Here is a 25,504-nt window from a genome sequence, read left to right as displayed (position 1 = left end):
GTCCACGGTCTGATGACGCCGCGCCGGGATACGACCGGGGGATGAGCCCCGTCACCTCCCGTGGTCGCAGGGCGGACACTGATCCGGCGTACCCGATTGCCGCCCCGGTCGCACCGGGGCCCGCCGGGGATCGCCACCCCGGTCGTACCCGTTGGCGACCGCGGACGGATGTGGCGGCGCGTACCCGGCGCCGAGTATGGACGGGTGACCGAGATCTTCATGTCCCCCCTGGAAATCCTCGCCCTGCTGGGCGCCGTCGCACTGGTGGTGGCGCGCTGGCTTCCCCCCGCGGCCCGCCCCCGCGTCACGATCGCGGCGGGCGCGGTCGCCGCGCTGTCCGCGATCCTGCTGAGTGTGGCGGGGATCCGCTGGCAGACTCTGCCGGTACTGGCGGGCGCGGCCCTCGCGTCGCCGTTCGCCTTCGCTCCTGTGGTGCGACGCCGCACCGGCCGGCCGCCGTGGCGGGCCCGCTGGTGGCTGGCGGTGCCGGGTTCGGTGGCCTGCGTCGGCCTGATCGCCACGGGCCCGGTGGCCGCCTGGGCCTTTCCCGTGCCCGTGTTCCCCGCACCGTCGGGCGACTTCGCGGTCGGCACCCGTGTGGAGCAGTGGACCGACCCCGGCCGCCCCGAGACGTTCACCGCCGATCCGGACGACCGGCGCACCGTCGTGGTCCAGCTCTGGTACCCCGCGCGGAAGAGCCCCGCGGGGGTGCCGCGGGCCCGGTACCTCGGACGCACGGAGCACGAGGCGCGCACCGTCTCCGCGGCCCTCGCCCGCGAGGCCGGCCTGCCGGGTTTCCTGGTCGACGGTGTTGCGCGCGCCCACACCCACGCGGTCTCCGACGCCCCGGTGGACAGCGCGGGCGGTCGGTTCCCCGTCGTGTTGTTCTCGCCCGGGTCGAGCGGAGTGCGCACCCAGAACACCGCCTGGGCGGAGGAACTGGCCAGCCACGGCTATGTGGTCGCGGCCCTCGACCACCCGTACGACTCCGCGGTCGTCGTCCTCGCCGATGGCCGAGCCATCACCACCGAGACCCGCTCCAGCGGGGACCGGGACAGGGACGACCAGTTGGCGGCCGGTTGGACAGCGGTGCGGGCCGCCGACCTCAGCTTCGTCCTCACCCAGCTGGACAGTCTCGCCGGCCCGCTGCGCGGACGCCTGGACACCGGCCGGGTCGCGGTGTCCGGCCACTCCATGGGAGGTGCCGCGGCCGTGCAGGCGGCCCGGCAGGATCGCCGGTTCGACGCCGTCGTCGATCTGGACGGCTTCCCGCACGGCCCGACATCGCCCGCCCTGGACCAGCCGACGCTCGCGTTCACCCAGGCCGTCACCCCGGGAACCGACCCGCGCTACATGCCCCGCCTCACCGAGGCGCTCACGTCCAGCACCGCGACGAGCTACCGGCTCACCATCCCCGGCGCCGCACATCTGACCTTCATGGACGGCCCCCTGTACCTGCCGCCCGTGCCGTCGATCGTCGGCTCCCTGGGCCGCACCGGGAGTCCGCGCGTCGTCGCCGCGGCCACCCTGGCCTTCCTGGACGCCGTTCTGCGGGACGAACCCGGCGACCTGGCCGGCGTTTTACGGGCCTACGGCGACCTCAGCGTCCACCACCCGGACTGAGCAGCTGTTCCTAGGATTGGACGTCGATCCGGGCGGCCGGGTGCGCGGCGGCGACGCGTTCGCGCACCGCCGGGGGAAGCCGGTTGTACCGGAGGTCGACATCCGCCAGCTCCGGTAGCGTGTCGAACTCCGCCGGCAGGTCCTCGAGCCGGTTGAAGGACAGGTCGACGGTCCGCAGCCGGCGGAACGTCCCGATCCCGGCGAGGTGCCCGGGCGTGAGCTGGCCACGCCTGTCGTCCGTGCCCCACCGGTCGACGCGCAGTTCCTCCAGCGTGGCCAGCGCCATGTCGAACAGCTGCCGCAGGAACGTGTACGCCAGCTCGGGCACGCCCCGGTCGTGGGTGTGCCCGCTGAAGCCGAGGACGCGCAGGGCCGGCAGGCGCCCGAGGTCCGGCAGCGGGACGGTCACCAGGCTGAGGCTGCCGCTGAGGTCGAGTTCCTCGAGTCGGGTCAGGCGGAGCAGGCTGTCGGGGACGGCGGTGAAGAAGTTGCCGCTCAGGTCCAGCCGGCGCAGGTTCGGGAAGGTGGTGACGGCCTCGGGGAGCACCGTGAGGTACCCGCCCATGGTGCTGGCCATGGAAACCTCCTCGAGCCCGGTCAGGCCGTGCGCGGACTCCGGGAACACGACGTTGGTCTGGTCGGCGGTCAGCCGCCGCAGCCCGACCAGACCACCGAAGGTGTCCGGCAGGATCAACGGCGCCACCCCGGGCACGCCCCGCCACGGGGTCGCCCGGACGGGCCCGCCGGACATCCCGGAGATGTCCAGCTCCCGCAGCTCGGCGAGCCTGCCGACGGCCTCCGGCAGCGTGAGCACGGCCCCGTCCCCGATCTTGTTGCCCGCGAGCCGCAGCACCCGCAGCCCGGCCAGGTCGCTTATCGACTCGGGCAGGGCGGTCAGCCCGCAATGACACACCGACAGGTACTCCAGCCGGGCGAGCGTCCCGAGTTCCGCCGGCAGCTCGCCGATCGGGTTGCCGTCCAGGATCAGGGTCCGCAGCCACGGCATCCGCAGCACCTCGACAGGGAACTCCCGCAGCTTGTGCCCGGTCAGATCGAGGTGCTCGGACCGGTCGGCCAGGGCGCGTGACACGTGCTCGCCCACCGCCTCGGTGGCCGTCCGGGCCCCGGGCCGCAGCACGGGCAGCCCGTCGCGCAGCCGGTCCAGGAGCTCCTCCAACCGCAGCTCGCCGTCCTCCGGGTCGACGACCTCGGGCACGAACGCGTCGACGATGCCCTGCCGGTCGAAGTCCGCGTGCTCGGCGTCGCCGTAGGCGTCCACCCAGCACGCGCCGGGGGCGTCGACGACCATCTCGTGGTCGAAGTCGATCACCCAGGGGGTGTCGACGGTCCCGGTCCGCAGGGCGCCGTCGCGGTACTCGCCGTAGACCAGGTGGGTGAAGGCGCCGTCGTGCAGGTGGATCTCCGCCGCACCGCCCTCCAGGGTCTCTGCCCGGGTGCGACCGCCGACGTAGAGGCCGGGCCGGTCCTCGTAGAGCGCGATGCGACCGCTGACGGTCAGGTCGCCGGTGACCACGATCAGGTCGACGGCGTCCCCGGCGAGGAACTCGTCGACGGCGTCCAGGAAGTCCCCGTCCAGGGTGAGGTCGCCGTCGAAGAGCAGCACGTCGTCGCAGTCGGCCTCGAACGCGGCGGACAGCGCGCCGGCGAGGCGGGCGTCGGCGTCGTCGTGGGACAGGTGTTCAGGGGTGGCGGACGTCGACATGCGGAAGATCATAGGTACATGTCCCGCCCACCGCGCCGATAGTCCAGAGTGGAGCAGTGTGGGAGGCCGCACGTCCCGACGGGGTGAGCGGTCTGACAGGTCGGAGAACGGCTATCGTGCGGCGGTGACCGGCTCCATGCAGCGTCCGCTGCTCTTCCTCGACGTGGACGGGCCGCTCATTCCCTTCGGGGGCGCGCCCGAGCGGTACCCGATGGACGTGGCGGGAAGTCACGGGAATCCGCTCCTGGCCAGGGTCGATCCGGGGCACGGGCCCCGGCTGGAGGCCCTCCGGTGCGAGCTGGTCTGGGCCACCACCTGGATGGCTGACGCGAACGAGCACGTCGCCCCGTTGCTCGGCCTGCCGGACCTGGCCGTCGTGGACTGGCCGGAGCCGTCCGACGCCGACGAGCGCGACGAGCGGGCCGGGCTGCACTGGAAGACCCGCGCCCTCGTCGCCCGCGCGGCCGGGCGGCTGTTCGTCTGGGTCGACGACGAGATCACGGACAAGGATCGGGCGTGGGTGTCCACACACCATCCCGGAGCGGCTCTCCTGCACCGCGTCGATCCCCGCAGGGGCCTGACCGACGAGGACTTCGCCGTCCTCGACGGCTGGCTGCGCCTCCGCTAGCCCGCGAACCCAGCCCGGACGGCGTCCCTGGTCGGCGGCGGCCGGAGGTAGGGTGGCCCACCATGCGCGCACTGTGGAAGGTTCCCTTTCTCCTCCTGACACCGGCCCTCGGCGTGGCCGTGTACGGCGCCATGTACGAGGCAGTGTTCACGATGATGGATGGGGCCTCGTACGTGGTGGCCGACGACGGGAACTGGGACGTCATGGAGGTCACCTGCAACGTGGTCCTCGCCGTGGTGATGGCCCTGGTCGGCCTCATGATCGGCCGGTGGCGCCGCGCGTCGCTGCCACCGTGGGTGGCGGTGCCGCTCCTGGGCGTCGGGGTCGCCGGAGTGCTGGTCCCGCTCGTGTCCGACGGATCCTACCGGGGCGAGCCCTCGTGGCCGGTCCTGGTCGGGGCTGCCGTGTGGGTGGTCGTTTTGGCTTCCGCCGCGTTCGGGGCCGCGCGGTTGTCCGAGCGGCTGGCGGGGGCGCTGGTCCTGGTCGGTGGGCTGTCGGCCTACTACCTCGGCGTGGCGTCGAACATGGCGTTGCACCCCGACCTGAATCTCGGTCCCGAGTACTCGGCGGCCCGGTTCCCCCTGGCCATCCTGACATCCACCCCGTTCGCCGGGGACGGCATCGGGGCCGGCCTGGTGATCCAGGTCAGCGGACTGCTGCCCCAACTGCTCCTCGCCGCGTCGGCCTTCGCGGTCACCTACCTGGCGGTGTCGGAACGCGCCGTCGAGCGGGTCGGGGTGCCGGCGATCGCCTGACGTCAGGCGACCGGGGCGCGGTCCGTGACCCGGCGGTGGGGGAGGGCCGCCAGTCCGACCGCGCACAACACCGCGGCGGCAGCCACGAGGGCGGGGAAGCGTCCCAGATAGACCAGTCCGAACCACAACGGAATCGGCTGCCCGGGATCGGTGCGGGTCAGTACCTGCCGGACCGCGAACCAGCACAGACTCAGTGCCGGCAGGATCCCGTTGCCCGCCACGAGGCCGAGCACGATGACCAGGGGCTGCCGGATCAGCCGGCCCTGGATCCGCCGGCTGACCCAGCCGAGCAGCAGCCACCCGCCGAGCGCGCCGGCGACCCCGCCGGCGATCCCGGCCGGCCACATCCACCACTGTGGGCTCCGCACGACGGTGAGGTCCACGTACCCGCCGCTGTCGGTGCTGTCGGACAGCTCGATGAGCAGGTCGTCCTTCTCCGCCCACAGGGTCACGCCCCGGCTGTGGTGTTCGCCGTCGCCGACCCGCGTGCCGGCGATCCGCCAGCCGGCGGCGCGCAGGCGGTCACCCGCCGCCCGGGTGAAGGCGTCCGCGTCGGCGGTCTGGTCGGAGCCCTTGTAGTCGAACTCGACCCGGCCGGGGGTGTAGTCGTCGGCACCGTAGAGCAGGGTCCGCGCGCTCGTGGGGTCGTCGTAGAAGAACGGGGCGTCGTTGCGCATCTGGCGCACGGGCGTTCCGCCGGGGAAGACGGTTTCGGCCAGAGCCGCGGAGGCGGCGGCGTCGGGCAGGTCGCGGACGGCGGACCAGCTCGCCCACACTCCGCCGACGGTACCGAGGAAGCCCGTCACCAGTGCGAACAGCACCGCCACGAGGACGATGACCCGGCTGCGCGGCCGGCCCAGGTGCCGGCGCAGTCCGTGCCGGAGGAGGTTGGCCGTCTCGCGCGGGGTGGGCCGGCGGCGATCCGGGGGAGCGGCGGCCAGCAGGGTGTCGAGGAGTTCTTCGCCGTGCTGGCGGCGGAAGTCGCTGGGGTAGGCGCGCAGCAGGAGCCGGTACCGCCGAATGAGGCTCGTCATGCCGTGGCTCCGAGGGTCATGCCGGTCGCCGCCCGGCGGCGCAGTCGTCCGGCGGCGGCGGTGGCGTTGCGCCGCTGTCGGACCAGGTCGGTGTTCAGGGCGGTCACGCCGTCCTCCGTGAGTCGGTAGTAGCGCCGTTGGCGGCCGTCGACGAGTTCCTCGTGGTCCGGCTCGACCAGGCCCTCGGCCACGAGGCGTTCCAGGGCGGCGTAGAGGGTGCCGGCCTGTAGCGCCACCCGGTCGTCGGAGAGGGTGGCGACCTCCTGGATGACCCCGTAGCCGTGCAGGGGGCGCACGGCGAGGGCAGCGAGGATCAGGAACGTGGGTTCGCGCAGCACAGCCATGCCCTCAACATAAAGATGATCTGAGTATGGTGTCAACCCTACGGTCTACTAGGGACGGATCATGGTCGCCGGCGGGCGGGGTCAGCGCTCGGCCCGGAAGCTGTACCCGGTGAGCACCGGCACCGACGTGCTCGCGTCCACCTCGGCCGCGATCGCCACATCCTGCGGATACCCGTAGTCGAACAGCTCCCTGCCGCCCGCGCACTCGGCCAGCAGCTCCGGAATCCGCCCGACGACCTGCCGGTACGCGGCCGCCGCGGCCTCCGCCTCCGGGGACAGCGGCCCGACCCCGCGCCCTGCGAGGCCGGAGAGGAACGCCCCGGCTCCCCACAGGTCCTCCACCGCCGGCCGCAGCGAGCCGTCGGCCCAGCGTTCGCCAGCGGCGACGACCGCGACCACGTCCTCGGGCCGGGCTCCCAGCCGTGCGGCCGTCCAGTCCGCAGCGGCGTCGGCGTTGCGCAGTGACACCCCGATCACCCGCGAGCCCGAGGCCGCCAGGGACTGGGCGATGGTGGAGCCGTTCGGGGAGGGCAGTACCAGTCGGGTGATGCCCTTCGCGCGGCGGATCGTCGCGGGGGACAGGCTCACCTGCCCGGGTTCGGTGGCCTGCGCGCGGCCGACGGCGAGGACCGCGTCGTGCCGGCGGGCGTGCGCCTCGGCGGTGTCGTCCCGCCACCGGTAGGGGAACACCTCGATGCCCTGGTCGGCGGCGACGGTGAGTGACGTGGTGAACGACAGTACATCGACCACGGCCACGATCGCCGCCCCGGCGCCCACCTCCCCGGCACCGGTCAGGCCCCAGTCGAACCGGGCGCGGAAGCCGCTCTGGGCGTAGGGGCTGATCACGATACGTCCTCCTGGTCGGCCCGGCGGTCGGCGAACACCTCGCGGGCCGCGGCGATGGCGTTGAGGGCCGCGGGGAAGCCGGCGTACCCGGCCATCTGGGTGATCACCTCGACGACCTCCGTCTCGGTGCCGCCGACGTTGAGCAGGCCGTGGATGTGCACCTTGAGCTGCGGCGTCACTGTGCCCAGCGCGGTGCACATGGCCACGGTGGCGATCTCGCGGGACTTGAGGTCCAGGCCCGGGCGGGAGTAGATGTCGCCGAACGAGAACTCGATGATGTACCGGCCCAGGTCCGGGGCGATGTCGCGCAGCGAGGCGAGGACCTGTTCGCCGGCGTGCCCGTCGACGGCGGCGAGGGTGGCCTCGCCGCGGGCGTACCGGTCGCCGTCGGGTCGCGGGGTGGTGGCCGGCGCGGCGGCGGCGTCGGGGCGGGCCTCGAAAGCCTGCCGGGCGACGGTCAGGGCGTTGAGGCTCGCGGGAAATCCGGCGTACACGCAGACGTGGATGAGGGTCTCGACGATCTCCTCGCGGGTCCAGCCCACGTTGAGCGCGCCGTCGATGTGGAACCGCAGCTGGGGCGCGGCGTTGCCGAGCGCCGCCAGGGCCGCGACGGTCGCGAGCTGCCGCAGCGGCAGGCTCAGGCCGGGGCGCGAGAGGATGTCGCCGTAGCCGAACTCGACGGTGTAGCGGGCCAGGTCAGGGGCGATGTCGGCGAGGCTGTCGAGGACCGCCGGGTGCTGGGTGCCGCTGATCGTGCGCAGCAGGGCCAGGCCGCGTTCGAATCGGTCGTTCGCACTGTTGATCATTCATTGCACTGTACGAGATGCCCGCCGCGCACCACTTCGGGCGGTGGATATCCGAGCAGGTCGCGGACGAACAGCAATCCTGGCCGGCCGCTGAGGACCGTCTCCCCGGCGGGCACGAAGCCGGTTCGGGCCAGCACGGCGCGCGAAGCGTGATTGTCCACGGTCGTCTTGGCCCGCAGGGTGTCCAGGCCGTACCCGGTGGCTGCCAGGGCGCAGATCTGGGCGACGGCCGCGCGGGCCAGGCCCCGGCCCGTGGCGTGCTCGGCGATCCGGTAGCCGAGTTCCGCGGCGCCGTCGGCCACGTCGACCAGATTGACCCGCCCGACGATCGTGCCCTCGGCGGCGACCAGCACGTGGAAGTGGCATCCGCCGGTGGCCTGTTCGGCCAGCAGCGCGGCGATCCGGGCGTCGAACTCGGCGAAATACTCGTCGCCGCGGTCGGGCACGGCGGCGGCGAAGTACGCCCTGTTCTCCCGCTCGAACCCGAGCAGGGCGGGGACGTGGTCGGCGCGCAGGCGCTGCAGTTCGGGCATCCAGGCACCCTAACCGGCCAAGATCACCGGAGCGCTGGATTTTCGGCGGGACGGTCGATCCGGCCCGGTCCCGTTCGTCGTCGTCGCGTACTGCACCTCAGCACCGAACGACGACAGGAGCACTCCCCATGACCCGTCCCGTCACCGCGGCGACCCTCGAGGTCCCCGGCGCGCGCCTGTACTACGAGGTACGCGGCACCGGCCCCCTCATCGTCCTCGTCGGAGCCCCGATGGACGCCACGTCCTTCGCGCCGCTGGCCGACCTCCTTGCCGCGGACCACACCGTGCTCACCACCGACCCGCGGGGCATCCACCGCAGCCAGCTCGACGATCCCGGACAGGACTCGACGCCGCGGCTGCGGGCCGACGACCTCGCCCGGCTGCTGGCCCACCTCGACGCGGGTCCGGCCGTCGTCGTCGGCTCCAGCGGCGGGGCGGTCACGGCGCTGGCCCTCGCCGAGGCCCACCCTGGCCGCGCGCACACCGTCGTCGCCCACGAGCCGCCGCTGATCGGGCTGCTCGACGACCGCGAGCGGCAGCACGCCACCACGGACGACATCATCGCCACCCACCTGTCCGGCGACGTCGTCGGAGCCTGGCGGAAGTTCCTCGCCCAGGCGGACATCGTCCTGCCCGGGGCGGTGTTCGACCAGCTGTTCGGGGGCGAGCGCCCGCCACGGCAGGCCGCGGACGAGCGTCGCTGGTTCCGCCACGAACTGCGTGCGACGACCCGGTGGCGGCCCGATCCCGCCGCGCTGCGGTCGTCGGGGACCCGGATCGTCGTCGGCGTCGGGGCGCACTCGGCCGGGCAGTTGTGCGACCGGACGGCGCGGGCGTTGGCCGGGGCGCTCGGCGTCGAGCCGGTGGTGTTCCCGGGCGGTCACACCGGGTTCGCCGAGGACCCGGAGGCCTTCGCGGCCGCCCTGCGCGCGGTGGGCGGCCGCGAGCCGCGGTGAACAGGCCGCGGAAACGCGAGCGGGGCGGGCACCCGAAGGTGTCCGCCCCGCCCGGGGTTCGACTAGCTGAGCGTGAGCGCGGCGTCGTCGATGACGAAGGACGTCTGGAGGGAGGCGTCCTCCACCCCGGTGAACTTGATGGTCACCGTCTGCCCGGCGAACGACGACACGTCGACGGTCCGCAGGACGTACCCGGCGGCGGCGTCGGCGTTGCTGTACGTCGCCAGGGTGGTCGAGCCCGCCTGCACGGTGAGCTTGTCGTAGACGGTGGTGCCCGTCTCGGCGGTGTCGATGTGCAGGTAGAAGCTCAGGGTGGCGTGGCACCCGGCCGCGATGGCGACCGACTGGGACAGGGTGTCGGTGTGCGTGCTGCCGTACCCGTTGAGCCATGCCTTGTAGGAGCCGGCGTGCGCCGGCTGGGTGGTGCCGTTGTCGATCACGCCGGAGGACGCGGTCCACGAGGCGGCGCCGGACTCGAAGCCCGGGTTGAGCAGCTTCTGGCCGGTGCAGGTGCCGCCGGAGGTGGCCACAGCCCAGCTGAACGTGGTCGACCCGGAGGCGTTGGTGGTGTCCTTGGCGGTGACCGTGACCGACGAGGAGCCGGACGTGGTCGGCGTGCCCGAGATCAGACCGGTGCTGGCGTTGATCGACAGGCCGGCAGGCAGGCCGGTGGCCGAGTAGGTCAGCGTCTGGCCCGAGGCCGAGTCCGAGGCCTGGATCTGCAGGCTGGCCGCGGTGCCGACGGTGCCGGACTGGTTGCCCGGGTTCGTCACCGTGACCGTGTTGCCGGTGGGCGGGGTGGCCCCCGTCAGCAGGCAGCCGCTCACGGTCAGGTCGATCTGGCGGGAGGAGTTCAGGCACGTGGTGAACCAGTACACCTGCTGGCCGTAGCTCTGGCCCTTGTAGGCGTGGGTGGTGCCGTCGGCGTCCACCTCGCACGGGTTGTCCAGCGTGCACATCTCGCCGTTGTCGTTGCCGGTGTTGTTGATGCCGACGACGTTGCGGGCGCTGTCCAGGATCGGGGAGCCGGACGTGCCGTGCGTGGTGTTGCAGCCCGTGTTGTACCGGATCGAGTCGTGCATCGTCCACGCGTCCTCGCGGAGGGTCGCGACGAAGCCGTTGATCGAGCAGTTCCAGGTCTGCTTCCAGTACGACGACGGGATCGTGGTCGCGATCCCGTCGGCCGGGTGGCTGGCCGTGATCGTCATCGCCGTCACGCCGTAGCTCGACTTGATCGACGCGTACGTCGTGGTCAGCCGGTACAGGGAGACGTCGGTGCCGGTCATCGTGGAGTACAGCAGCGTGTCGGCCTTGAGGGTGCCCAGCGCGGTGCCCGCGTCGTTGAGCAGCGTGCCCGAGCGGGTGCTGGGCTTGTTCTGCAGGACCACCCCGGCACCGGGCATGCCGCCCTCGTAGCAGTGCCCGTTGGTCAGCATCAGGGCCCGGTCGGTGTCCACCGAAGACGGGTAGCGCACGAGCGAGGCCGAACAGTTGTTCAGCGCGATCGTGGCGTTGAGCCCGGTGGCCTGGATCGTGGCGGCCTGCGCCGGAGCGGCGCCGACGCTGACCAGGGCCGCCCCGAGGAGCACCGCCCCGATTCCCGTGGCAAGTCGTCTGTACATGGGTACTCCACGTCGTTGAGGGGTAATGCGGTAGCCGGAGTATCGAGATCAATGACTCAAGGGGAACGTAAGGCTTATATAAAAGTCGCTTAAATCACGCGCGAAGCCCACGATAGGCCAGATGTGGCGACCCGGGTGACCGGTGACTCCCGGCGCGTCCCGTCCGGACCCGGGCTCAGGCCCTGGGCACCCACGGATCCACCACCTGTCTGACCACGGGCCGGGGTGCGACGATCACGGCCACCACGACGGCCAGCCCGGTCCCGATCAGGACGGCGCCCAGCAGGAACGGCATGCCGTCCGCGGGGAAGCTGTACCCGGCGAGCAGCATCAGCGGCGTTTCGAACAGGATCGACGGCAACATCTGTACGAAGGTCACCGGCCCGGCGAGCAGCACCGCGCCCACCGCGAGCAGTGCGGCGATCCAGCCGCGCACCGGCCGCATCACGAGCACGACGAGCAGCACCAGCGGCAGCCCGAGCGCCGCGCCGAGCATCCGCCAGTGCGATGCCGCGCCGGTCGAGGCCCCCGCCCCGGCCATCCCGAGCCCGATCAGCGACGCCGATGCCACCACGAACCACGGCCGCAGCCGGCGGGAGGAGGCGGCGCAGGCGGTGACCATGGCGAGGGCGGCCAGCGCCCCGCACACCACCGCCGTGCCCGTCGGCAGCGCGGCGGGGAGCACCGGGGCCGGGGTGACCGAAGCCGCCTGCGCGATGAGCACCGGCGCGCACATGGCGGCCAGCGTCGCCGCGCCGGCCAGCACCCGACGGGTACTGACCGGATCAGCCCCGCCCCGGCCCAACGCGTGCCCAGCCCACCGGCACAGCCCGGCTCCCAGCAGCCCGGCCCCGGCGAGCACGGCGAACGCGACCGGCCCGCTCGCGGGCGCCAGATCGTGCAGGTTGGCCGCGGACACCAGCGCGTCGGCGACGGTCAGCGCGGGGGCCGTGACGATGACCGGCAACAGCACCGCGCCCCTCCCGGCCATCGCGACCAACAGTCCGGCGGCGATCAGCACGACGAAGCCGAGCCGCAGCTCGTGCACCCAGACCATCACCTCCCCGCTCGCGTACGGGCTGTCCCTCAGCCGGGTGGCCCGCACGGTGTCCGCCGTCGCGAAAGCGGCACCGGCGGCCCAGCCCACGACGCCGAGCACGGTGGCGGCCAGCCCGAACGCCCGGACCATGGGGCGCCCGGTGTCGACGGTCCGCGCTGCGGGCAGCCTGACCGGGGTCTCGCGGGGCACGACCCGGCTGGCGGCCAGACCGTAGCGCAGCGCGAACGGCGTGCACACGAGAAGCGCGCGCACCGTGGTCCCGATCAGGGCGGCCATGAACTGCGACCCGGCGAAGCCCTGCTCGACGCGGCCGAACACGACGCCGCTGCCCCGATCGGAGGTGAGCGTGAGGGGGAACCACGACACAGCGGTGTCGCGACCCAGGCCGGCTTGGGCGGCGAGTGGCCAGCCGGCGACCGCGGCCGTGACCTCCAGGGCCAGCAGCCCGCCCATTACCGCCAGGGCCGCGGCCCACGCCGGTCGACCTGAGCGCGCGACCCGGACCACGGTCCAGCCGAGCCCGCTGGCCAGCACGCCCCAGGCGAGGACCACCCACAGCGGCTGGACCTGCCACACCGTGGTGGAGTCGTTCTCGTAGTCCGGGGCGTAGATGGCGGAGGTCGCGAGGCCGACCCCGGTCGCCAGCACCAGTGGCGCGACGACCGCCGAGCCCGCCGTCCCCAGCCGGGTGCGGTGCGCCCAGGACACGCCGAGTCGGCCGCCGAGGAGGCCCCCCAGCCAGCCGCTGAGCACCGCGACCGCTAGCAGGCTGCAGAAGGTCACACCGTTGGCGACCCAGTTGAAGTCCGTCCGGATCGGAGAGAGCGACTGCTGTTCCTGGACGTGGCCCAGCAGCAGGTCGCCGATCCGGACCGCCCCGGTGGCCAGCATGCACAGCAGCGACACCGCCAGCAGCGCCAGCACCGGCTGCAGCCCGCGGCCGAGGCCGGGCAGCAGCTCCCGCCAGCCGCGCGGCACCCCGTGCTCGTCCTCGACGGGCGGCGAGAGGGCCAGGCTCATCGCGAACCACAACGCCCGCGCGCGCGACCGGGACCGCAGCACGTACAGCTCGCCCTCCCACTCGGCGAGCTGGATCTCCCTGAGTTCCTCCGGCCACCGGCCGGCCGCGAACCGCAGCAGCGCCCCGATCATGTCGTCCTCGGCTTTCCGAGCGCGCCCGTGGCCCGGTACAGCTGGCTGTGCAGGGCGGCCAGCTCGTGCCTGGCGTCGGCGACCCCCTGGGCGGTGAGCTGGTAGTAGCGGCGCGGCGGCCTGCCGGCCTCCGACGGGTCGACCTGCTCCCATGCGGCGTCGACCCAGCCGGCCCGCTGCAGGCGGACCAGGATCGGGTACAGCGTGCCGCTGGGCAGTCCGGTGACGTGGATCAGGTCCAGGCCGTAGCGGTCGGCGGTCGGGTCCGCCAGGAAGGCGGCGAGCACCTTCACCACGGCGGTTGTGATCCGCACTCCTTGAGTCATACTCGGAACTCTACATAGGGTGTCAAGATCCATTGTGGCGTCACCGCCCGTCGCGACTGTGGTCGGATCGGGCGCGACCGTGGCTAAGCTCGACGACATGAGTTGGGCGGAGTCCTATCACGGCAGGCTGCGGGCGATGGCGGGCGACGCGGAGGTGCTGATCATGGTCGGCGCGCGGTGTGTGCTGCGCGACGACCGAGGGCGGATCCTGCTGATCAAGCGCAGCGACAACGGCCTGTGGGCGGTCCCGGCAGGGGGCATGGAGCTGGGCGACTCGGTGCGGGAGTGCGCGGTCCGCGAGGTGTGGGAGGAGACCGGCCTGACGCCGACGGCGCTGACGCCGATCGCGATCCTGAGTGGTGCCGACTTCACGGGGACCAACCAGTGGGGCCACACGTACCAGTTCCACATCACGGTCTTCCTCGCCACGGCGTGGACGGGCGAGCTGGTGACGCAAACCGACGAGAGCACCGACGCCGGCTGGTTCGACCCCGAGCGGCTGCCCACGCCGCGTTCGCCCTCGGTGGACAAGTCGTTGCGCCTGGTGGAGGGGTACGAGCGCACCGGTGAGTTCGTGGCGCTGTAGTTCCCGGCGTCCGCGACCCGTGGCTGTCCTCGGCGCACCGGTGAGCCACCCGCAGCGGCTCTCATGCCGCCGGTCCGCTCACACGGTGCGGTGGGTGGTAGCGCGAGTCGCGGTCGGCCACCCGCCGGCCGGTCCTTCGACTTGGTCGAACTCGTTCGGGGCTCTGTCTGGTTATCAGCGCTACCGAACACGCAAAGATCCGCGACGGCGGCCCTGCGCGCGAGGCGATCGCCGAGTCTGCGGAGCATCTTCGATTCCGGCGCGGTCGAGCAATGGCGTGTCGCCGCTCAAGCGACGTCCAACTCGTGGTCGGCGAGAAATACTCCGCGGCTACGGAAAGCCGCTGGGGCGTGGACGAACGCGTCTACCCTGGCCGCAGGGGTGTTGTAGGGAAACCAGAACCGCCGAAGGTGTCTTTGGTCTGCCCAGGCCGGGGCCTTTCGACCGTCACGTGACGTCAGGTGCTCGGCCAGGGCTGCGAGCAGCACGTCCCAGCGGTCGTCGCCTGTACCGGGCGGCTCGTCGGCCAGAAGTTCGTGCCGTGTCTCCCGGGGCTCCCAGCGATACTCCTTGAGGAACTCCGCCACGAGTCGCCACCGCGTCGGTTCATCCGTATCACTCAGGAACTTGCTCAATCTGGACACGGACATTGCCTGATAGGCAGGTCGGGTTTCGGGGGCGGTCACGCTCACAATTTACGCCGTGACCGGCGATCGGGCCGGCACATCGCCTTGGGTCGGACCGCCGATGACCGCAGCCGTTCGGTGCCGTCCCATGCCGAGCGGCCGGCGTTCGGCTTGCCTCGCTGGACGGTTCCGATGCGCGTGGTGACTGGTCGGACTGAGGGCGAGCGGGGTGTCGACCGCCGCGACGGGCTCACACGGTGCGGCGGTAGCGCCAGACGGCCAGCGGGGCGCAGATCGCCAGGATGCCCAGGCACCAGGCGACGGACTGCACGACATAGCTGGTCGCGGCGCCGCCCTCCATCAGCGCGCGCACCGCCGAGGCGGTCACGGACACGGGCTGGTGCTCGGCGAACGGCTGCAGCCAGCCGGGCATGGTGTGCACCGGGATGAAGATCGAGGAGGCGAACACGAGGGGCGCGATGATGGGGAAGGCCGCGGCCTGGGCGCTCTCGGGGTCGCCCACGGCCATGCCGAGCGTGGCCAGGACCCACGACAGGGTGTACGCGAACAGCAGCACCAGCCCCATCCCGGCGAGGAATCGCCCGACGGTCCCGTGTACCCGGAAGCCGACCAGGAACCCGACGACGGCGATGAGTACCACGACGAACATGTTGCGGGTCAGGTCGGCGAGGGTCCGGCCGGCGAGCACCGCGGAGCGCGCCATGGGCAGGGCGCGGAACCGTTCCAGGAGTCCGCTGCGCATGTCCGAGGCGAGGCCGACGGCGGTGGCCATCGAGCCGAACACGACGACCTGCACGAAGATGCCGGGCATCAGGTAGTTCACGTAGGACGTGCCGGCGCCCCGGATCGCGCCGCCGAACACGTACCGGAACAGCAGTACGAAGATCACCGGTTGGATGAAGGTGAACACCATCAGCTGGGGTACCCGACGGAACGCGATCAGATTCCGCCCGGTGATGGCGAGTGTGTCGCGGACCGCGCCGAGCACGATCCCGCCGTGGGGCCGCCGCGCGTTCATGGCTCACCTCCGTCGGGTACGGCGTGCCGGCCGGTCAGGGACAGGAACACGTCATCGAGGCTGGGTTCGCGGACGGTCAGACCGGTGGGCCTTATCCCGTCGCCGTCGAGGACCCGGAGCAGCTCCATGATGACGGTGGGGGCGCCGTCGGAGGTGACCCGCAGGCTCGTACCCTCGAGTTCCACGTGGTCGATGCCCGCCGCCGCGATCCGGGCCCTGGCCTGGGTGGCGGCCTCGGCGGAGGAGAGGGTGAACTCCACGACGGTGGCGCCCATCCGCGCCTTGAGGGCGGCCGGGGTGTCGTTCGCGATCACCCGACCGAGGTCCACGACCGCGATCCGGTCGGCGAGCCGGTCGGCCTCCTCGAGGTACTGGGTGGTGAGCAGGATCGTCGCCCCGTCGGCCACGAGTTCCCGGATCACCTGCCACAGGTCGGTGCGGCTCTGGATGTCGAGCCCGGTGGTGGGTTCGTCGAGGAACAGCACGGGCGGCCGTTGCACGAGGGCCGCCGCGACGTCCAGCCGACGCCGCATGCCGCCGGAGTACGTTTTGACGGTGCGGTCGGCGGCGCCCACGAGGTCGAACACGTCGAGCAGCTCGTCGGCGCGCGCCGAGGCCACCCTGCCCGGGAGCTGGGCGAGTCGGCCGATCAACCGCAGATTCTCCCTGCCGGTGAGGTTGGGGTCGACGGCGGCGTTCTGCCCGGCGAGGCCGATCTGGAACCGCACGGACCGCGGATCGCCGACCACGTCGTGGCCGAGCACCTCGGCGCGCCCGGCGTCGGGGCGCAGGATCGTCGCCAGGATCCGGATCGCGGTGGTCTTGCCGGCGCCGTTCGGGCCGAGCAGTGCGAAGATCGTCCCGGCGTCGACTTCGAAGTCGACGCCGTCGAGGGCCACCACCTGGCCGAACCGCTTGGCCAGCCCCGACACCCGGATCGCGACCTCTGCGGATGCGTTCACCAGTGAAGCCTCCTCGCGAAGATCAACACCTAATCATACCGTTTTGCCCGGTAAGGATGTCGGAGGTTCGTGCACACGTCGGCGCGTTTCCGGTCGACGAGGAGTACCCCACGCGCCTGCGGTCCATCAAGCAGATGCCCCCGATCGTGTTTACGCAGGGCGCGGTAGAGCCGGACGCTATGGCGATCGCTGTTGTCGGGTCACGCGACGCTGAGTCGGACCGACTTCATGTGGCAGGAGTCATCGCACGGACTTTGGTCAACAATGGCGTGACAGTGGTGTCGGGTCTGGCGCGAGATTGACGCTGCCGCGCACACTGCGGCTCTTGAAGCCGGTTATCGCACGGTGGCAGTGATCGCCAGTGGCCATGACATCGTCTACCCACCTGAGAACCATGCGTTGCGCGACAAGATCGTTGCGACGGGGATGGTCCTGTCGACGTATCCGCCGGGCATGCCGATCAAGAGGGATCAGTTTCTCGCCCGCAACGCCATCAAGCGGTACTGCGAGGCGATGGCCGCCGTCCCGTACGAGTTCGTCGACCGCACCTCGCTCCTGGGCCCTGTGGAGCGGATCGCCGAGCGGATGAAGGCATATGCCCAGGCCGGAGTCACAACTCTATCGATCATCGTCTTCGACTCCGACATCGAAGATGGCGTCCAGACTCTCCGCTCGGCAGTGAAGGCGCTCGAATTGTCAGGTGTCAGCGACTGAGGATTCACCCCCTTTAGGCCGTCTCCAGGCCGTGGCAGGAAAACACGGAACGGCGTTTGCGTTGAATTCAATTGCCCGGCATCGATCTATAGGGCGACGGAGAGAGGTGCTGGACGGGGAGGCTTCGCCAGCCCGGCGAAGCTGCCTGTCCGGCACCTGTCGCCACTGTTGGGCGGATGGATCGTCACGCTCAGTAAGCGTGGCGGCGACCATTAATGGCCTGAGGCGTTGATTCGACGTCTTTGCTGAGCTAGGCTTGAGGCATGACGATCGTGACGTGGCCCGTGGTGAGTAGGGATCGGGTCGTGCGCGCGTTCAAGCCTGGAGGGTTGCCTGGGGCGGAGGCCCCGTTCCGCACCCTTCGATCGCATCGATGGGCGAGCGCTGGGGTTCGGGTGTCGATTCGCGCTGGGGGGCGGTTGGATGGGCAGCGGAGTCTTTTCAGCTCGCTGAACGTCGAGTCCGCACTGCTCGCCCGGCATGGTCGCGAGGATGCGGCTCGACGTGTTGCCCAGGCCGCTGAGACCCTGGAAGCTGGGCCGGAGTTCGCCCGGCTCAAGGAGTTACTGGCGGCGGTGCCGGTTGAGTCAGCTGACGCCGTGCTTGAAGGCCGGCTGCCGTCAGGGGAAGCTGGGCAGGAGCTGGGCCTGGCTCTGAGGGCGGTTGCCCGCCGCACCGAGCATGTGCGCGCGGCTGAGACGGGGCTGGTGAAGGTAGCTGACGTTGTCGCGGGCCAAGTCACTGAGGTTCACGAGGGCTACGTCGTGCTCAGCCAGCTCGGCGGACCTTCGACGGCGGTGCCTCGATGGATGGCTGTGGCAGCTCATCGTGATCAGCCGGGTGCCTGGCTGATCCTGATCACTGATCGCCTTGCCGACGCTAGCGCTTTCGTCAACGCGGTGCCGGGGATCTCGCTGGGGGCCGACCCATCACCTGAGCCGTTCACGCCGTTTGGTCGAGCCTCTCAGCGGGCGCGCGTGATCACTGAAGCCGATGCTGCGGTGCTGTCTGGCAGCCCGGTGCCTTTGACTGTCGTTGTGCCGGTGGTCATCGAAGCATGACTGACCGGTCCTGGCTCCTGCGAGCCGCCAAATCTGATGACGACGTCCTTCTCTCCAAATTCACCTGTGCTGAGCCGTCCGTGGGATGGCAGCTCGAAGTACAGGAATTCATTCGCTTAGGCCTGGCCGACTGGGCCTTCGACCCCCACGCGGTTGAGGGTGATCCTCGCCTGCTCCTCGCTCTGCATGCGCCGTCCGGGGAGCTGGCCGGCGTCGCCGCCCACGAGCGCACAATTTTGCAGGCCGTCAGTGGGGAGACTTTCGCTGCCACCAAGCTGGAGGTGGTCGCCCTTGCCGCAGCGTGGCAGGGCCGTCGGTTTGAGTCTGGAGAGCGGGCGAGTGACGTGCTCATGTCGGCAGTCATGACCGACATCTCCGCGCGGGTTCCACCGCGGGACGCGCGAGTCTTCGCGATCGTCCACGAAGACAACCTCCGCAGCCTGGCACTTCTGCGGCGATATGGATTCGTCGAAGAACTTAGTAGGCCCCATCCCGAGTATCGGCGGGTCATAACTGCGCACAAGGTCCTTGATCATTAGCGGCCGGTGTTGGCGCGGGGGTGATGATCGGCGCGAGTCGGCCGACCAGCTGGGACGCGATGGGCTGGGCCCAGCCGGACAGCTCGGGCGACCAGGGCCTGGCACGCCCCGGTCGCCACACCGGGGGTCACACCCGGGAACGCAGTGCGGATGGTGCCCCGCGTACGCCGCCTATTGATGCCGGCGCCGGGCCCTGCCGTCCCGGTGCCGCAATCGAGGGGACCCGCCGGGATGCTCACCACCTTCCGGCTCGTCGGCGGGCACCCTTGACCGGCACCGCCCCCGTGCCCGCTCGACGCCGCTAGCCTTTGCCGAACGCGTGCGGCGTGCGCGGAGGCAGGAGTGCGCGTAGCTCCCTCGCCGCACCCGCGGAGATCTCCCCCAGGCCGCGGGCGACCACGTCGATCGGGTCCAGCACGCCGTAGGCCAGCCCGGAGAGCCCGGCGGCGGTGAGTGTGGCTGTCTCCGCGCCTCCTCGGGTGGTTGAGACGGCTATCGTCCCGCCGGTGCCGTCCAGCAGGTACCGTCCGGCGAGCAGTTCGTCCTCGACCAGTTCGATCTCCACCCGTCCCGGGCCGCAGCGCGCGCCCCGGAGCGCGTCGATCGACAGGAGTCGCCCCATCAGGGGCGGCGACGTGGGGAAGGCCGATTCGGTGGCTGTCCGGACGGTGAGGGAGGTCGCCCAGGTCTCGGGGAACTCGTCCGGCGCGACGGTGATCACGACCTGGGAGACCTGGTACGCGTGCTGGGCGAGGAACTGGAGCAGCAGCGCCCGCCCGAGCGCGTTGGTGTACAGCAGTTCGTCGGCGCGCAGGCACCCGCCGTACCCGTCGACGCGGTATGTGAGCAGGCCGATCACCTCCCCGTCGACTGTGGCGGTGGCGATCCAGCGGTCGGCGGAGTCTCGTGCCCGGACGGCCCGGTAGTCGGGGGTGAGGGTGAAGCCGTGCCGCTCCGACAGCAGGCGTCGGTGAAACGCCCGGTAGACGTCGAAGCCGTCGTGGATGTTCTGCCAGACCACCTCACCGGGAAGTGTGACTCCCAGCAGGGATGCCAACCCCTCGGGTGGGAACGACGCCGTGCGGTTGAGCGGCAGACCGATGTAGCCGAACCTCTCGTAGAACGACGGGTGAAATGGGTAGAGCGCCGCCAGCCAGTGGCCCTTGTCGAGCATGTCGCTGTGCAGTTGACGCATCAGTCGGCGGCTGTGGCCCTGCCTGCGGGCGGCGGGATGGGTTGCGACCCAGGCGACGGCAGCCATGGGCATGACGGTCCCGCGCAGGTTCTGGTGCGCCGGGATCGCGGCCGCCGTGGCGACCGTCCGGCCGCCTTCCTCGACGATCAGGGTGTGGTTGCCCTCATGGAACGGCAGGCTGTCGCGGAGTTCTTGGGCCGAGCCGGCGGACGGTGTCTCGTTGAAGGCGTACGGATAGAGGGTGAAGGCGGTGTGCAACCGCTCGTCGCCGAAGACCTGGCGGATGCCGCTCACGTCGACAGCTCCGCGTGCCTGGCGAGGAAGGTCGCGGACATGTCGGCGTCCCACCAGATTCCGTAGTACTCGAAGTCCCCCGGGGTGTCGTTGACGACCTTGTGCGTGCAGCCCGGAGGCAGGTGCACGATGTCGCCGGCGGCGAACGCGCGTCGCTCGCCGTCGACGTCCAGTGCCGCGCTGCCGGTCATCGCGATGAAGATCTCGTAGTCGTGGTGGGAGTGCGGCGTGGACTCGTCGCCCGCGCGCAGGACGCACCACGCACCTTCGAACGGGGCGTTGAGCGCTGGCCAGGGCAGCAGGCGCTGGGAGTCCAGGCCGTGCGCCTTGGTGAGGTTGTCTCGGTCGAGGTTGCGGATCTCGAACATGTCGTTCACACCTCCACGGTGGTTACGGTGGCCTTCCGCAGGTTCTGGAAGCGGTGGGCCGGAACGTTGATCAGCGGATCGGGCCTCGCCGACCCCGGTCGGATCGCCAGGACGGTGACGTCGTGCCTGGTCACATCTCCAGCTGGCGGTCAGGTCCGCTCGCCCGCCGGGTGCCGGGCCTGCCGGGTTGGCGCGGGGGCCTCATGCCGAGCAGGGCGCAGAGCGCCGCCGTCAGGCCGAGTCCGCCGCACAGCCACCAGACCCCGTCGCCCAGGCCCAGCCACGCGGTGACGCCGAACAGCGGGCCCGCCGCCATGCCCAGGCCGAACGTGGCCTGATGCGCGCTGATGTAGCGGGCCCGCACGGGTGCGGGGAACGTCGTGGGGTACGCGAACATGGTCGGCCCGTTGATCATGATGCCGAACACGAACACGACCGTGTATGCGATGAGCGCCGCGGCCGAGCCGCCGCTGACCCCGAAGCCCGCCACGCCGAGCCCCATCAGCACGGTGCCCGCCGTCGCCGCGACGTGGCCGGGCCAGCGGGTGACATAGGTGGTGATCTTGAGTTCGCACAGGATCAGGAGGGCTGACGCGGTGACCAGTACCGCGCTGTAGAGGCCGGTCGACTGGCCTTCGGAGCTGATCTTCAGCGGCAGTGTGATGGTGTACTGGACATAGATGACCGTGCCGGCCAGCACCGAGGCGAGGAAGAGCCAGAAGCGCCCGTCGCGCAACAGGACGGCGTACGCGGCGCGGGTGCCGATCCTGGCCTGGTCGGTCGCGTCGGGGGTCGCGCGCTCGACCCGCACGTCCGGCAGCAGCCAGCGCGCGAGGACCGCGTAGCTCAGCGCGGTGGCGGCGTCGAACCACAGCAGCAGGTTCCAGTCCAGGAGGACCAGGCCGGCGGCGATCAGCGGGCTCAGCACGGCGCCGAGGTTCAGCGCGGTACGCATCATCGAGAAGCCCATGACGCGGATGGTGTCCGGCATCAGGTCGCTCAGCAGCACTGCCGCCGCGGGCCGGTGGCTCTGGGTCGCGAGCCCGGCCAGCCAGAGCGTGGCGATCAGCGGGCCGGACCTGTCGGGCCGGCTGAACAGTGGCACGACGGCGAGGACCGCGGCGGAGCCGAGCATCGCGGCGATGATGGTGGCGCGCGGCCCGATGCGGTGGACCAGCTCTCCGCCGGCGAGCATGCCCAGGACGGATCCGGTGCTGTAGGCGGCGATCGCGACACCGGCCTGTCCGGCGGAGAAGCCGCGGAAGACCAGGTACAGCACCATGAACGTCTGGACGAACGCTCCGAGCTGGTTGACCAGCACCCCGCCGAGCAGATAGCGCACCGGCGTCGGGGTCTGGCGCAGGACGGCCAGTACGTGCGTGGGCTGGTCGGTGGTCGCGGTCACGGCGGCGCCTCCATGGGGTTCGTCATCGGAAGAAGTCCCATTGCAGCGGCTGGGGGAGTTGACCGGGAGGTTTGACCACTCACACAAATCAATAACCATCGATGTGTATGGGCTCCGGGCCTCGATCGGCGCGCAGGTCGTGGGGTGATCGGGCGCGCGACCGCATCAGGCCGCGCAACGTCGACGGTCCGTGGAATCACCTGTCCGCCGGCGCCCGCCGCCCGCCTCGGCCGTGTTCTGGGCCCATTGATTGTCTCCGGCATCCAATGCTGTCTGTCAATGTCTCACTCCGCTTGAGTGACTTCCCAGCGGCCGGAACCGATCCGCTGCCGGCAGTTCGAAGCCAGTGAGGAAGTGATGGTTGATGACAGCGGTTGACCTGGACGGCGCGGATGGTGGTGAGAAGGTGGCCGGGCCCGCGGACGCTGCCGAGATCCTGGCCCGTGCCCGGGAGCTCGCCCCAGTGCTGCGGGACCGCGCAGTCGAGATCGAACAGGCCCGGCGGCTGCCGTCCGACGTGGTGGAGTCACTGCGCTCCACCGGCGTCTTCCGGATGGGGTTCAGTCGCGATCGCGGTGGCCCCGAACTCAATTCGATCGAGCAGACCGAGGTGATCGAAGCCCTCTCCTACGGCGACCCTGCCGCGGGATGGTGCGCGATGATCGGGTCTGACACCGGCCTGTACGCGGCCTTCCTGGACCAGGACGTCGCCGAGCGGATGTTCCCGATCCTTGACATGGTGACCGCCGGGCTGCTGTTCCCCAGCGGCCGGGCGGAGCGGGTTTCCGGCGGCTTCCGACTCACCGGCCGTTGGCAGTTCGGCAGCGGCGTCACGCATGCCGACTGGGTGGTCTCCGGGGCGTTCCGCTACCGCGACGCGACGCCGGAGCCCGGCCCCGACGGGGTGTCGCCCGGCTCGGTCCTGCTCATGGTGCCGAGGTCGGACGTCGAGGTGCTCGACACGTGGCACACCACCGGTCTGGCCGGCAGTGGCAGCTGCGACTACGCGATCACCGACGTGTTCGTGCCGACGGAGCACACGTTCACCTTCGCCGACGTCTTCCGCGGCACGGGCGTGCTGGCCCACCCCGAGGTGCACATGCGGAACATGCCGGGCGTCGCGCTCGGGGTCGCCCGCGCCGCACTCGACCACGCGAGGGAGGCGTCCGTCGCGGTCGGCCGATCGGACGACTACCGCACACAGGTCACCCTGGCCGACTGCGAGTCCGACTTCGCCGCCACCCGGCACGGGGTCTACGGCGCGCTGCGCCGGCAGCATGAGGTCCTGGCGGCCGGCGGATCGCTCGACGATCTGACCCCGCTGGAGCGGGCCGGGCTGCCACTATCGCGGCGGCACGCGTTCCGCACCGCCCGTTCGGTCGTGAGCCGCCTGTACGACCTGTCGCAGACCTCCGCGATCTACCGGCCGTCGCCGCTCGACCGCTGGCTGCGCGACACCACGACCATGTGCCAGCACGTCGTGGCGCAGGACCGCATCCTGCAGACCGCCGGCGCCTATCTGCTCGGCGCCCGGCCCTCGTTCCCGTTGGCGCTTGGCATCACGCCGCTCCAACGCTGATCCACCACCGAGGATCCGCCTCCCGTAATGAAAGAAGGAGCCATGCGAAAGTTCCCGGTCGCCGTGTGCGCGGCCACCGTGCTGAGTCTGCTGCTCGGCGCATGCACCGGTGGCGACGTTTCCACCGCACCACCCAAGCCCGTCGCCAACAGCGGCGCGATCATCACCTACAGCGAGACCGAACCGGCCAACGCTCTCGTGCCGGGCAACACCACCGAGGTCGGCGGCATCAGCATTCTGGGCGCGCTGTTCCGCGGGCTGCTCGAGTTCGACGCCACGACCGCCGCCCCGCGCAACGCGGTCGCCGAATCGATCACGACCTCGGACTCCAAGGTCTGGACCATCAAGATCAAGCCGAACTGGAAGTTCCAGGGCGGTGACTCGGTGACCGCGAAGAGTTTCGTCGACGCGTGGAACTACACCGCGTACTCGCCCAACCTGATGAAGAGCGCCAGTTACATGGCGCACATCCAAGGCTTCGACCAGGTCAACAACGCGACCCCGGACGGCAAGCAGCCGGGTACCCTGCCCCCGGCGAAGGAACTGTCTGGACTGAAGATCGTCGATGATCATACGTTCACCGTGACGCTGGACGCGCCGTTCTCGCAGTTCTACCTCCGACTCGGCTACGCGGCGTTCTACCCGATGCCGCCGAGCTTCTTCGCCGACCGCAAAGCTTTCGAGGCGCATCCGGTGGGCAACGGGCCGTTCGAGTTCGTGTCCTACGCCAAGGGCAAGAACCTCCTCGTGAAACGGTTCGACGGGTTCAGCGGCGAGCGGAAGCCGCAGATCGGCGGCATCGACTACCGCTTCTACGCCGACCTGGACCAGGCGTACGCCGACGTCCTGGCCGACAAGCTCGACTTCCTGTCGTTCACCCCGTGGCGCGCGACCCAGGGCAACCAGATCGACAAGGACCTGCCCCCGTCGCGGCGCACCAGCTACAAGTACCTCGGGTACCAGTCGATCGCGTTTCCGATGTTCGACAGCCGGTACGCGAGCAGGCAGCTGCGCCAGGCGATCTCGATGGCCATCGACCGGCCGGCCCTGATCCAGCAGATCTTCAACGGTGGGCGCGTGCCCGCCGACGGCCTGGTGCCGCCCAACGTGCAGGGCTACGTCCCCAACCAGTGCGGCGAACTGTGCACCTACCAACCGCAGAAGGCCAAGCAGCTGTTCGACGCCGTGGGCTTCGCGGGTCCGATCACCCTGACGTCGAATGTGGACTCCGGCAACCGGGAGTGGGTGGAGGTGGTCTGCCAGTCCATCGAGCGGACGCTGGCGCACCCGTGCGTGTTCCAGCCGCAGACCACCCTGGGCGAGTTCCGCACGGCCCTGAACAACAGGTCCATCACCGCGGCCTACCGCACCGCCTGGGTCGCGGGCTTCCCGTCCGTCGAGAACTTCCTCAACCCCCTGTTCCGCACGAACGGCGCGTCCAATGTCGGCCAGTACTCCAATCAGCGGGTCGACGACCTGCTGACCAGGGCGGACGCGGCGCCGTCGCGGGAGCAGGCCAACTCGCTCTATCAGGAGGCGGAGCGGGTGGTGCTGCAGGACATGCAGACCATCCCGATCTGGTACCAGTCCGCCACCGCCGCCTGGTCCTCGCGCCTGCACGACGTCCACCCGACCCTGTTCCGCGAGCTCGATTTCTACAGCGTGACCGTCAGCAAGTGACCCGTAGCCCGGCCGTCGTGTGGCGCGTCACCGCTGGCGCGCCACACC

General features: G+C 70.9%; 27 protein-coding genes. 11 read left to right on the top strand and 16 right to left on the bottom strand.

Translation table 11 applies throughout. From position 1 onward, the window contains the following. Nucleotides 1-204 precede the first annotated feature (204 nt). Nucleotides 205-1,623 (top strand): alpha/beta hydrolase family protein, encoded by a 1,419-nt coding sequence (locus tag IW245_RS14185; protein ID WP_233473009.1) that lies wholly within the window; start codon nt 205-207, stop codon nt 1,621-1,623. 10 nt (nt 1,624-1,633) lie between these two features. On the opposite strand, the gene IW245_RS14180 is transcribed toward IW245_RS14185, so the two are convergent. Next, the gene (locus IW245_RS14180) at nt 1,634-3,346 is read right to left on the bottom strand and encodes a leucine-rich repeat domain-containing protein (protein WP_197003641.1); all 1,713 of its coding nucleotides are present in this window, start codon (nt 3,344-3,346) and stop codon (nt 1,634-1,636) included. A 136-nt stretch (nt 3,347-3,482) separates the two neighbouring features. Between IW245_RS14180 and IW245_RS14175 the strand changes: the two genes are divergently transcribed. Continuing rightward, nucleotides 3,483-3,974, top strand: coding sequence for an HAD domain-containing protein (locus IW245_RS14175; protein WP_197008500.1), 492 nt, complete (start codon nt 3,483-3,485; stop codon nt 3,972-3,974). Nucleotides 3,975-4,036: 62 nt separating this feature from the next. Next, complete coding sequence (locus IW245_RS14170; RefSeq protein WP_197003640.1) at nt 4,037-4,729, top strand: hypothetical protein; 693 nt, start codon at nt 4,037-4,039, stop codon at nt 4,727-4,729. Nucleotides 4,730-4,731: 2 nt separating this feature from the next. On the opposite strand, the gene IW245_RS14165 is transcribed toward IW245_RS14170, so the two are convergent. The 5 genes from IW245_RS14165 to IW245_RS14145 all read right to left on the bottom strand — a co-directional run bounded on the left by IW245_RS14165 (nt 4,732) and on the right by IW245_RS14145 (nt 8,292). After that, on the bottom strand, nt 4,732-5,763 hold the full coding sequence (locus tag IW245_RS14165; protein WP_197003639.1) for a hypothetical protein: 1,032 nt from the start codon (nt 5,761-5,763) through the stop codon (nt 4,732-4,734). After that, entirely contained in the window at nt 5,760-6,107 is a 348-nt protein-coding gene (locus tag IW245_RS14160; protein WP_197003638.1) for a PadR family transcriptional regulator, read from the bottom strand. Before IW245_RS14160 ends, IW245_RS14165 begins: the two co-directional genes overlap by 4 nt. Nucleotides 6,108-6,188: 81 nt before the next feature. After that, complete coding sequence (locus IW245_RS14155; RefSeq protein WP_233473008.1) at nt 6,189-6,953, bottom strand: 2-phosphosulfolactate phosphatase; 765 nt, start codon at nt 6,951-6,953, stop codon at nt 6,189-6,191. Continuing rightward, the gene (locus tag IW245_RS14150; RefSeq protein ID WP_197003637.1) at nt 6,950-7,759 is read right to left on the bottom strand and encodes a carboxymuconolactone decarboxylase family protein; all 810 of its coding nucleotides are present in this window, start codon (nt 7,757-7,759) and stop codon (nt 6,950-6,952) included. Before IW245_RS14150 ends, IW245_RS14155 begins: the two co-directional genes overlap by 4 nt. Beyond that, complete coding sequence (locus IW245_RS14145; protein ID WP_197003636.1) at nt 7,756-8,292, bottom strand: GNAT family N-acetyltransferase; 537 nt, start codon at nt 8,290-8,292, stop codon at nt 7,756-7,758. The genes IW245_RS14150 and IW245_RS14145 overlap by 4 nt, the downstream gene beginning before the upstream one ends. A 128-nt stretch (nt 8,293-8,420) precedes the next feature. Here IW245_RS14145 and IW245_RS14140 point away from each other — a divergent pair, with 128 nt between their 5' ends. After that, nucleotides 8,421-9,248 (top strand): alpha/beta fold hydrolase, encoded by an 828-nt coding sequence (locus IW245_RS14140; RefSeq protein WP_197003635.1) that lies wholly within the window; start codon nt 8,421-8,423, stop codon nt 9,246-9,248. Between the two features lie 62 nt (nt 9,249-9,310). On the opposite strand, the gene IW245_RS14135 is transcribed toward IW245_RS14140, so the two are convergent. The 3 genes from IW245_RS14135 to IW245_RS14125 all read right to left on the bottom strand — a co-directional run bounded on the left by IW245_RS14135 (nt 9,311) and on the right by IW245_RS14125 (nt 13,408). Further along, nucleotides 9,311-10,870 carry a putative Ig domain-containing protein gene (locus IW245_RS14135; protein ID WP_197003634.1) on the bottom strand — a complete coding sequence of 520 codons (1,560 nt, stop codon included), beginning with the start codon at nt 10,868-10,870 and terminating at the stop codon, nt 9,311-9,313. 175 nt (nt 10,871-11,045) lie between these two features. Continuing rightward, nucleotides 11,046-13,082, bottom strand: coding sequence for a hypothetical protein (locus tag IW245_RS14130; RefSeq protein WP_197003633.1), 2,037 nt, complete (start codon nt 13,080-13,082; stop codon nt 11,046-11,048). Next, nucleotides 13,079-13,408, bottom strand: a complete 330-nt coding sequence (locus IW245_RS14125; protein ID WP_197003632.1) for a PadR family transcriptional regulator — start codon at nt 13,406-13,408, stop codon at nt 13,079-13,081. Before IW245_RS14125 ends, IW245_RS14130 begins: the two co-directional genes overlap by 4 nt. A gap of 97 nt (nt 13,409-13,505) precedes the next feature. Between IW245_RS14125 and IW245_RS14120 the strand changes: the two genes are divergently transcribed. Continuing rightward, nucleotides 13,506-13,994 carry an NUDIX domain-containing protein gene (locus IW245_RS14120; RefSeq protein ID WP_197003631.1) on the top strand — a complete coding sequence of 163 codons (489 nt, stop codon included), beginning with the start codon at nt 13,506-13,508 and terminating at the stop codon, nt 13,992-13,994. 287 nt (nt 13,995-14,281) lie between these two features. On the opposite strand, the gene IW245_RS14115 is transcribed toward IW245_RS14120, so the two are convergent. The 3 genes from IW245_RS14115 to IW245_RS14105 form a co-directional block, all read right to left on the bottom strand. After that, a complete protein-coding gene (locus IW245_RS14115) occupies nt 14,282-14,680 on the bottom strand; it encodes a P-loop NTPase family protein (protein ID WP_197003630.1) in 399 nt (132 codons plus the stop codon). A gap of 190 nt (nt 14,681-14,870) precedes the next feature. After that, the gene (locus IW245_RS14110) at nt 14,871-15,659 is read right to left on the bottom strand and encodes an ABC transporter permease (RefSeq protein ID WP_197003629.1); all 789 of its coding nucleotides are present in this window, start codon (nt 15,657-15,659) and stop codon (nt 14,871-14,873) included. Next, nucleotides 15,656-16,621, bottom strand: a complete 966-nt coding sequence (locus IW245_RS14105; protein ID WP_233473007.1) for an ATP-binding cassette domain-containing protein — start codon at nt 16,619-16,621, stop codon at nt 15,656-15,658. Before IW245_RS14105 ends, IW245_RS14110 begins: the two co-directional genes overlap by 4 nt. On the opposite strand from IW245_RS14105, the gene IW245_RS42685 reads away from it, so the two are divergent. The 4 genes from IW245_RS42685 to IW245_RS14085 all read left to right on the top strand — a co-directional run bounded on the left by IW245_RS42685 (nt 16,612) and on the right by IW245_RS14085 (nt 18,935). Beyond that, nucleotides 16,612-16,923: a DNA-processing protein DprA gene (locus tag IW245_RS42685; RefSeq protein WP_372445146.1), complete on the top strand. Its 312-nt coding sequence runs from the start codon at nt 16,612-16,614 to the stop codon at nt 16,921-16,923. The two genes, IW245_RS14105 and IW245_RS42685, sit on opposite strands and share 10 nt — an antisense overlap. Next, nucleotides 16,919-17,335 carry a DNA-processing protein DprA gene (locus tag IW245_RS14095; RefSeq protein ID WP_197008497.1) on the top strand — a complete coding sequence of 139 codons (417 nt, stop codon included), beginning with the start codon at nt 16,919-16,921 and terminating at the stop codon, nt 17,333-17,335. Before IW245_RS42685 ends, IW245_RS14095 begins: the two co-directional genes overlap by 5 nt. Nucleotides 17,336-17,598: 263 nt before the next feature. Then, complete coding sequence (locus IW245_RS14090; protein WP_197003627.1) at nt 17,599-18,396, top strand: hypothetical protein; 798 nt, start codon at nt 17,599-17,601, stop codon at nt 18,394-18,396. Further along, nucleotides 18,393-18,935 (top strand): GNAT family N-acetyltransferase, encoded by a 543-nt coding sequence (locus IW245_RS14085; RefSeq protein WP_197003626.1) that lies wholly within the window; start codon nt 18,393-18,395, stop codon nt 18,933-18,935. The genes IW245_RS14090 and IW245_RS14085 overlap by 4 nt, the downstream gene beginning before the upstream one ends. A gap of 301 nt (nt 18,936-19,236) precedes the next feature. On the opposite strand, the gene IW245_RS14080 is transcribed toward IW245_RS14085, so the two are convergent. From IW245_RS14080 to IW245_RS14070, 4 genes are read right to left on the bottom strand one after another with little or no spacing between them, the layout of a single operon-like run. Next, entirely contained in the window at nt 19,237-20,424 is a 1,188-nt protein-coding gene (locus tag IW245_RS14080) for a GNAT family N-acetyltransferase (RefSeq protein WP_233473006.1), read from the bottom strand. Further along, nucleotides 20,421-20,792 (bottom strand): cupin domain-containing protein, encoded by a 372-nt coding sequence (locus IW245_RS14075; protein WP_197008495.1) that lies wholly within the window; start codon nt 20,790-20,792, stop codon nt 20,421-20,423. The genes IW245_RS14080 and IW245_RS14075 overlap by 4 nt, the downstream gene beginning before the upstream one ends. Nucleotides 20,793-20,797: 5 nt before the next feature. Continuing rightward, nucleotides 20,798-20,926: a hypothetical protein gene (locus IW245_RS41625; protein ID WP_267920059.1), complete on the bottom strand. Its 129-nt coding sequence runs from the start codon at nt 20,924-20,926 to the stop codon at nt 20,798-20,800. Continuing rightward, complete coding sequence (locus IW245_RS14070) at nt 20,923-22,197, bottom strand: MFS transporter (protein WP_197003625.1); 1,275 nt, start codon at nt 22,195-22,197, stop codon at nt 20,923-20,925. Before IW245_RS14070 ends, IW245_RS41625 begins: the two co-directional genes overlap by 4 nt. A gap of 364 nt (nt 22,198-22,561) precedes the next feature. Here IW245_RS14070 and IW245_RS14065 point away from each other — a divergent pair, with 364 nt between their 5' ends. Then, nucleotides 22,562-23,776 (top strand): acyl-CoA dehydrogenase family protein, encoded by a 1,215-nt coding sequence (locus tag IW245_RS14065; protein WP_197003624.1) that lies wholly within the window; start codon nt 22,562-22,564, stop codon nt 23,774-23,776. A gap of 42 nt (nt 23,777-23,818) precedes the next feature. Beyond that, on the top strand, nt 23,819-25,456 hold the full coding sequence (locus IW245_RS14060; protein ID WP_197003623.1) for a peptide ABC transporter substrate-binding protein: 1,638 nt from the start codon (nt 23,819-23,821) through the stop codon (nt 25,454-25,456). Nucleotides 25,457-25,504: the final 48 nt, after the last annotated feature.

Source organism: Longispora fulva (assembly GCF_015751905.1).
GTDB lineage: Bacteria > Actinomycetota > Actinomycetes > Mycobacteriales > Micromonosporaceae > Longispora > Longispora fulva.
This window is presented reverse-complemented; position numbering and strand designations above follow the sequence as displayed.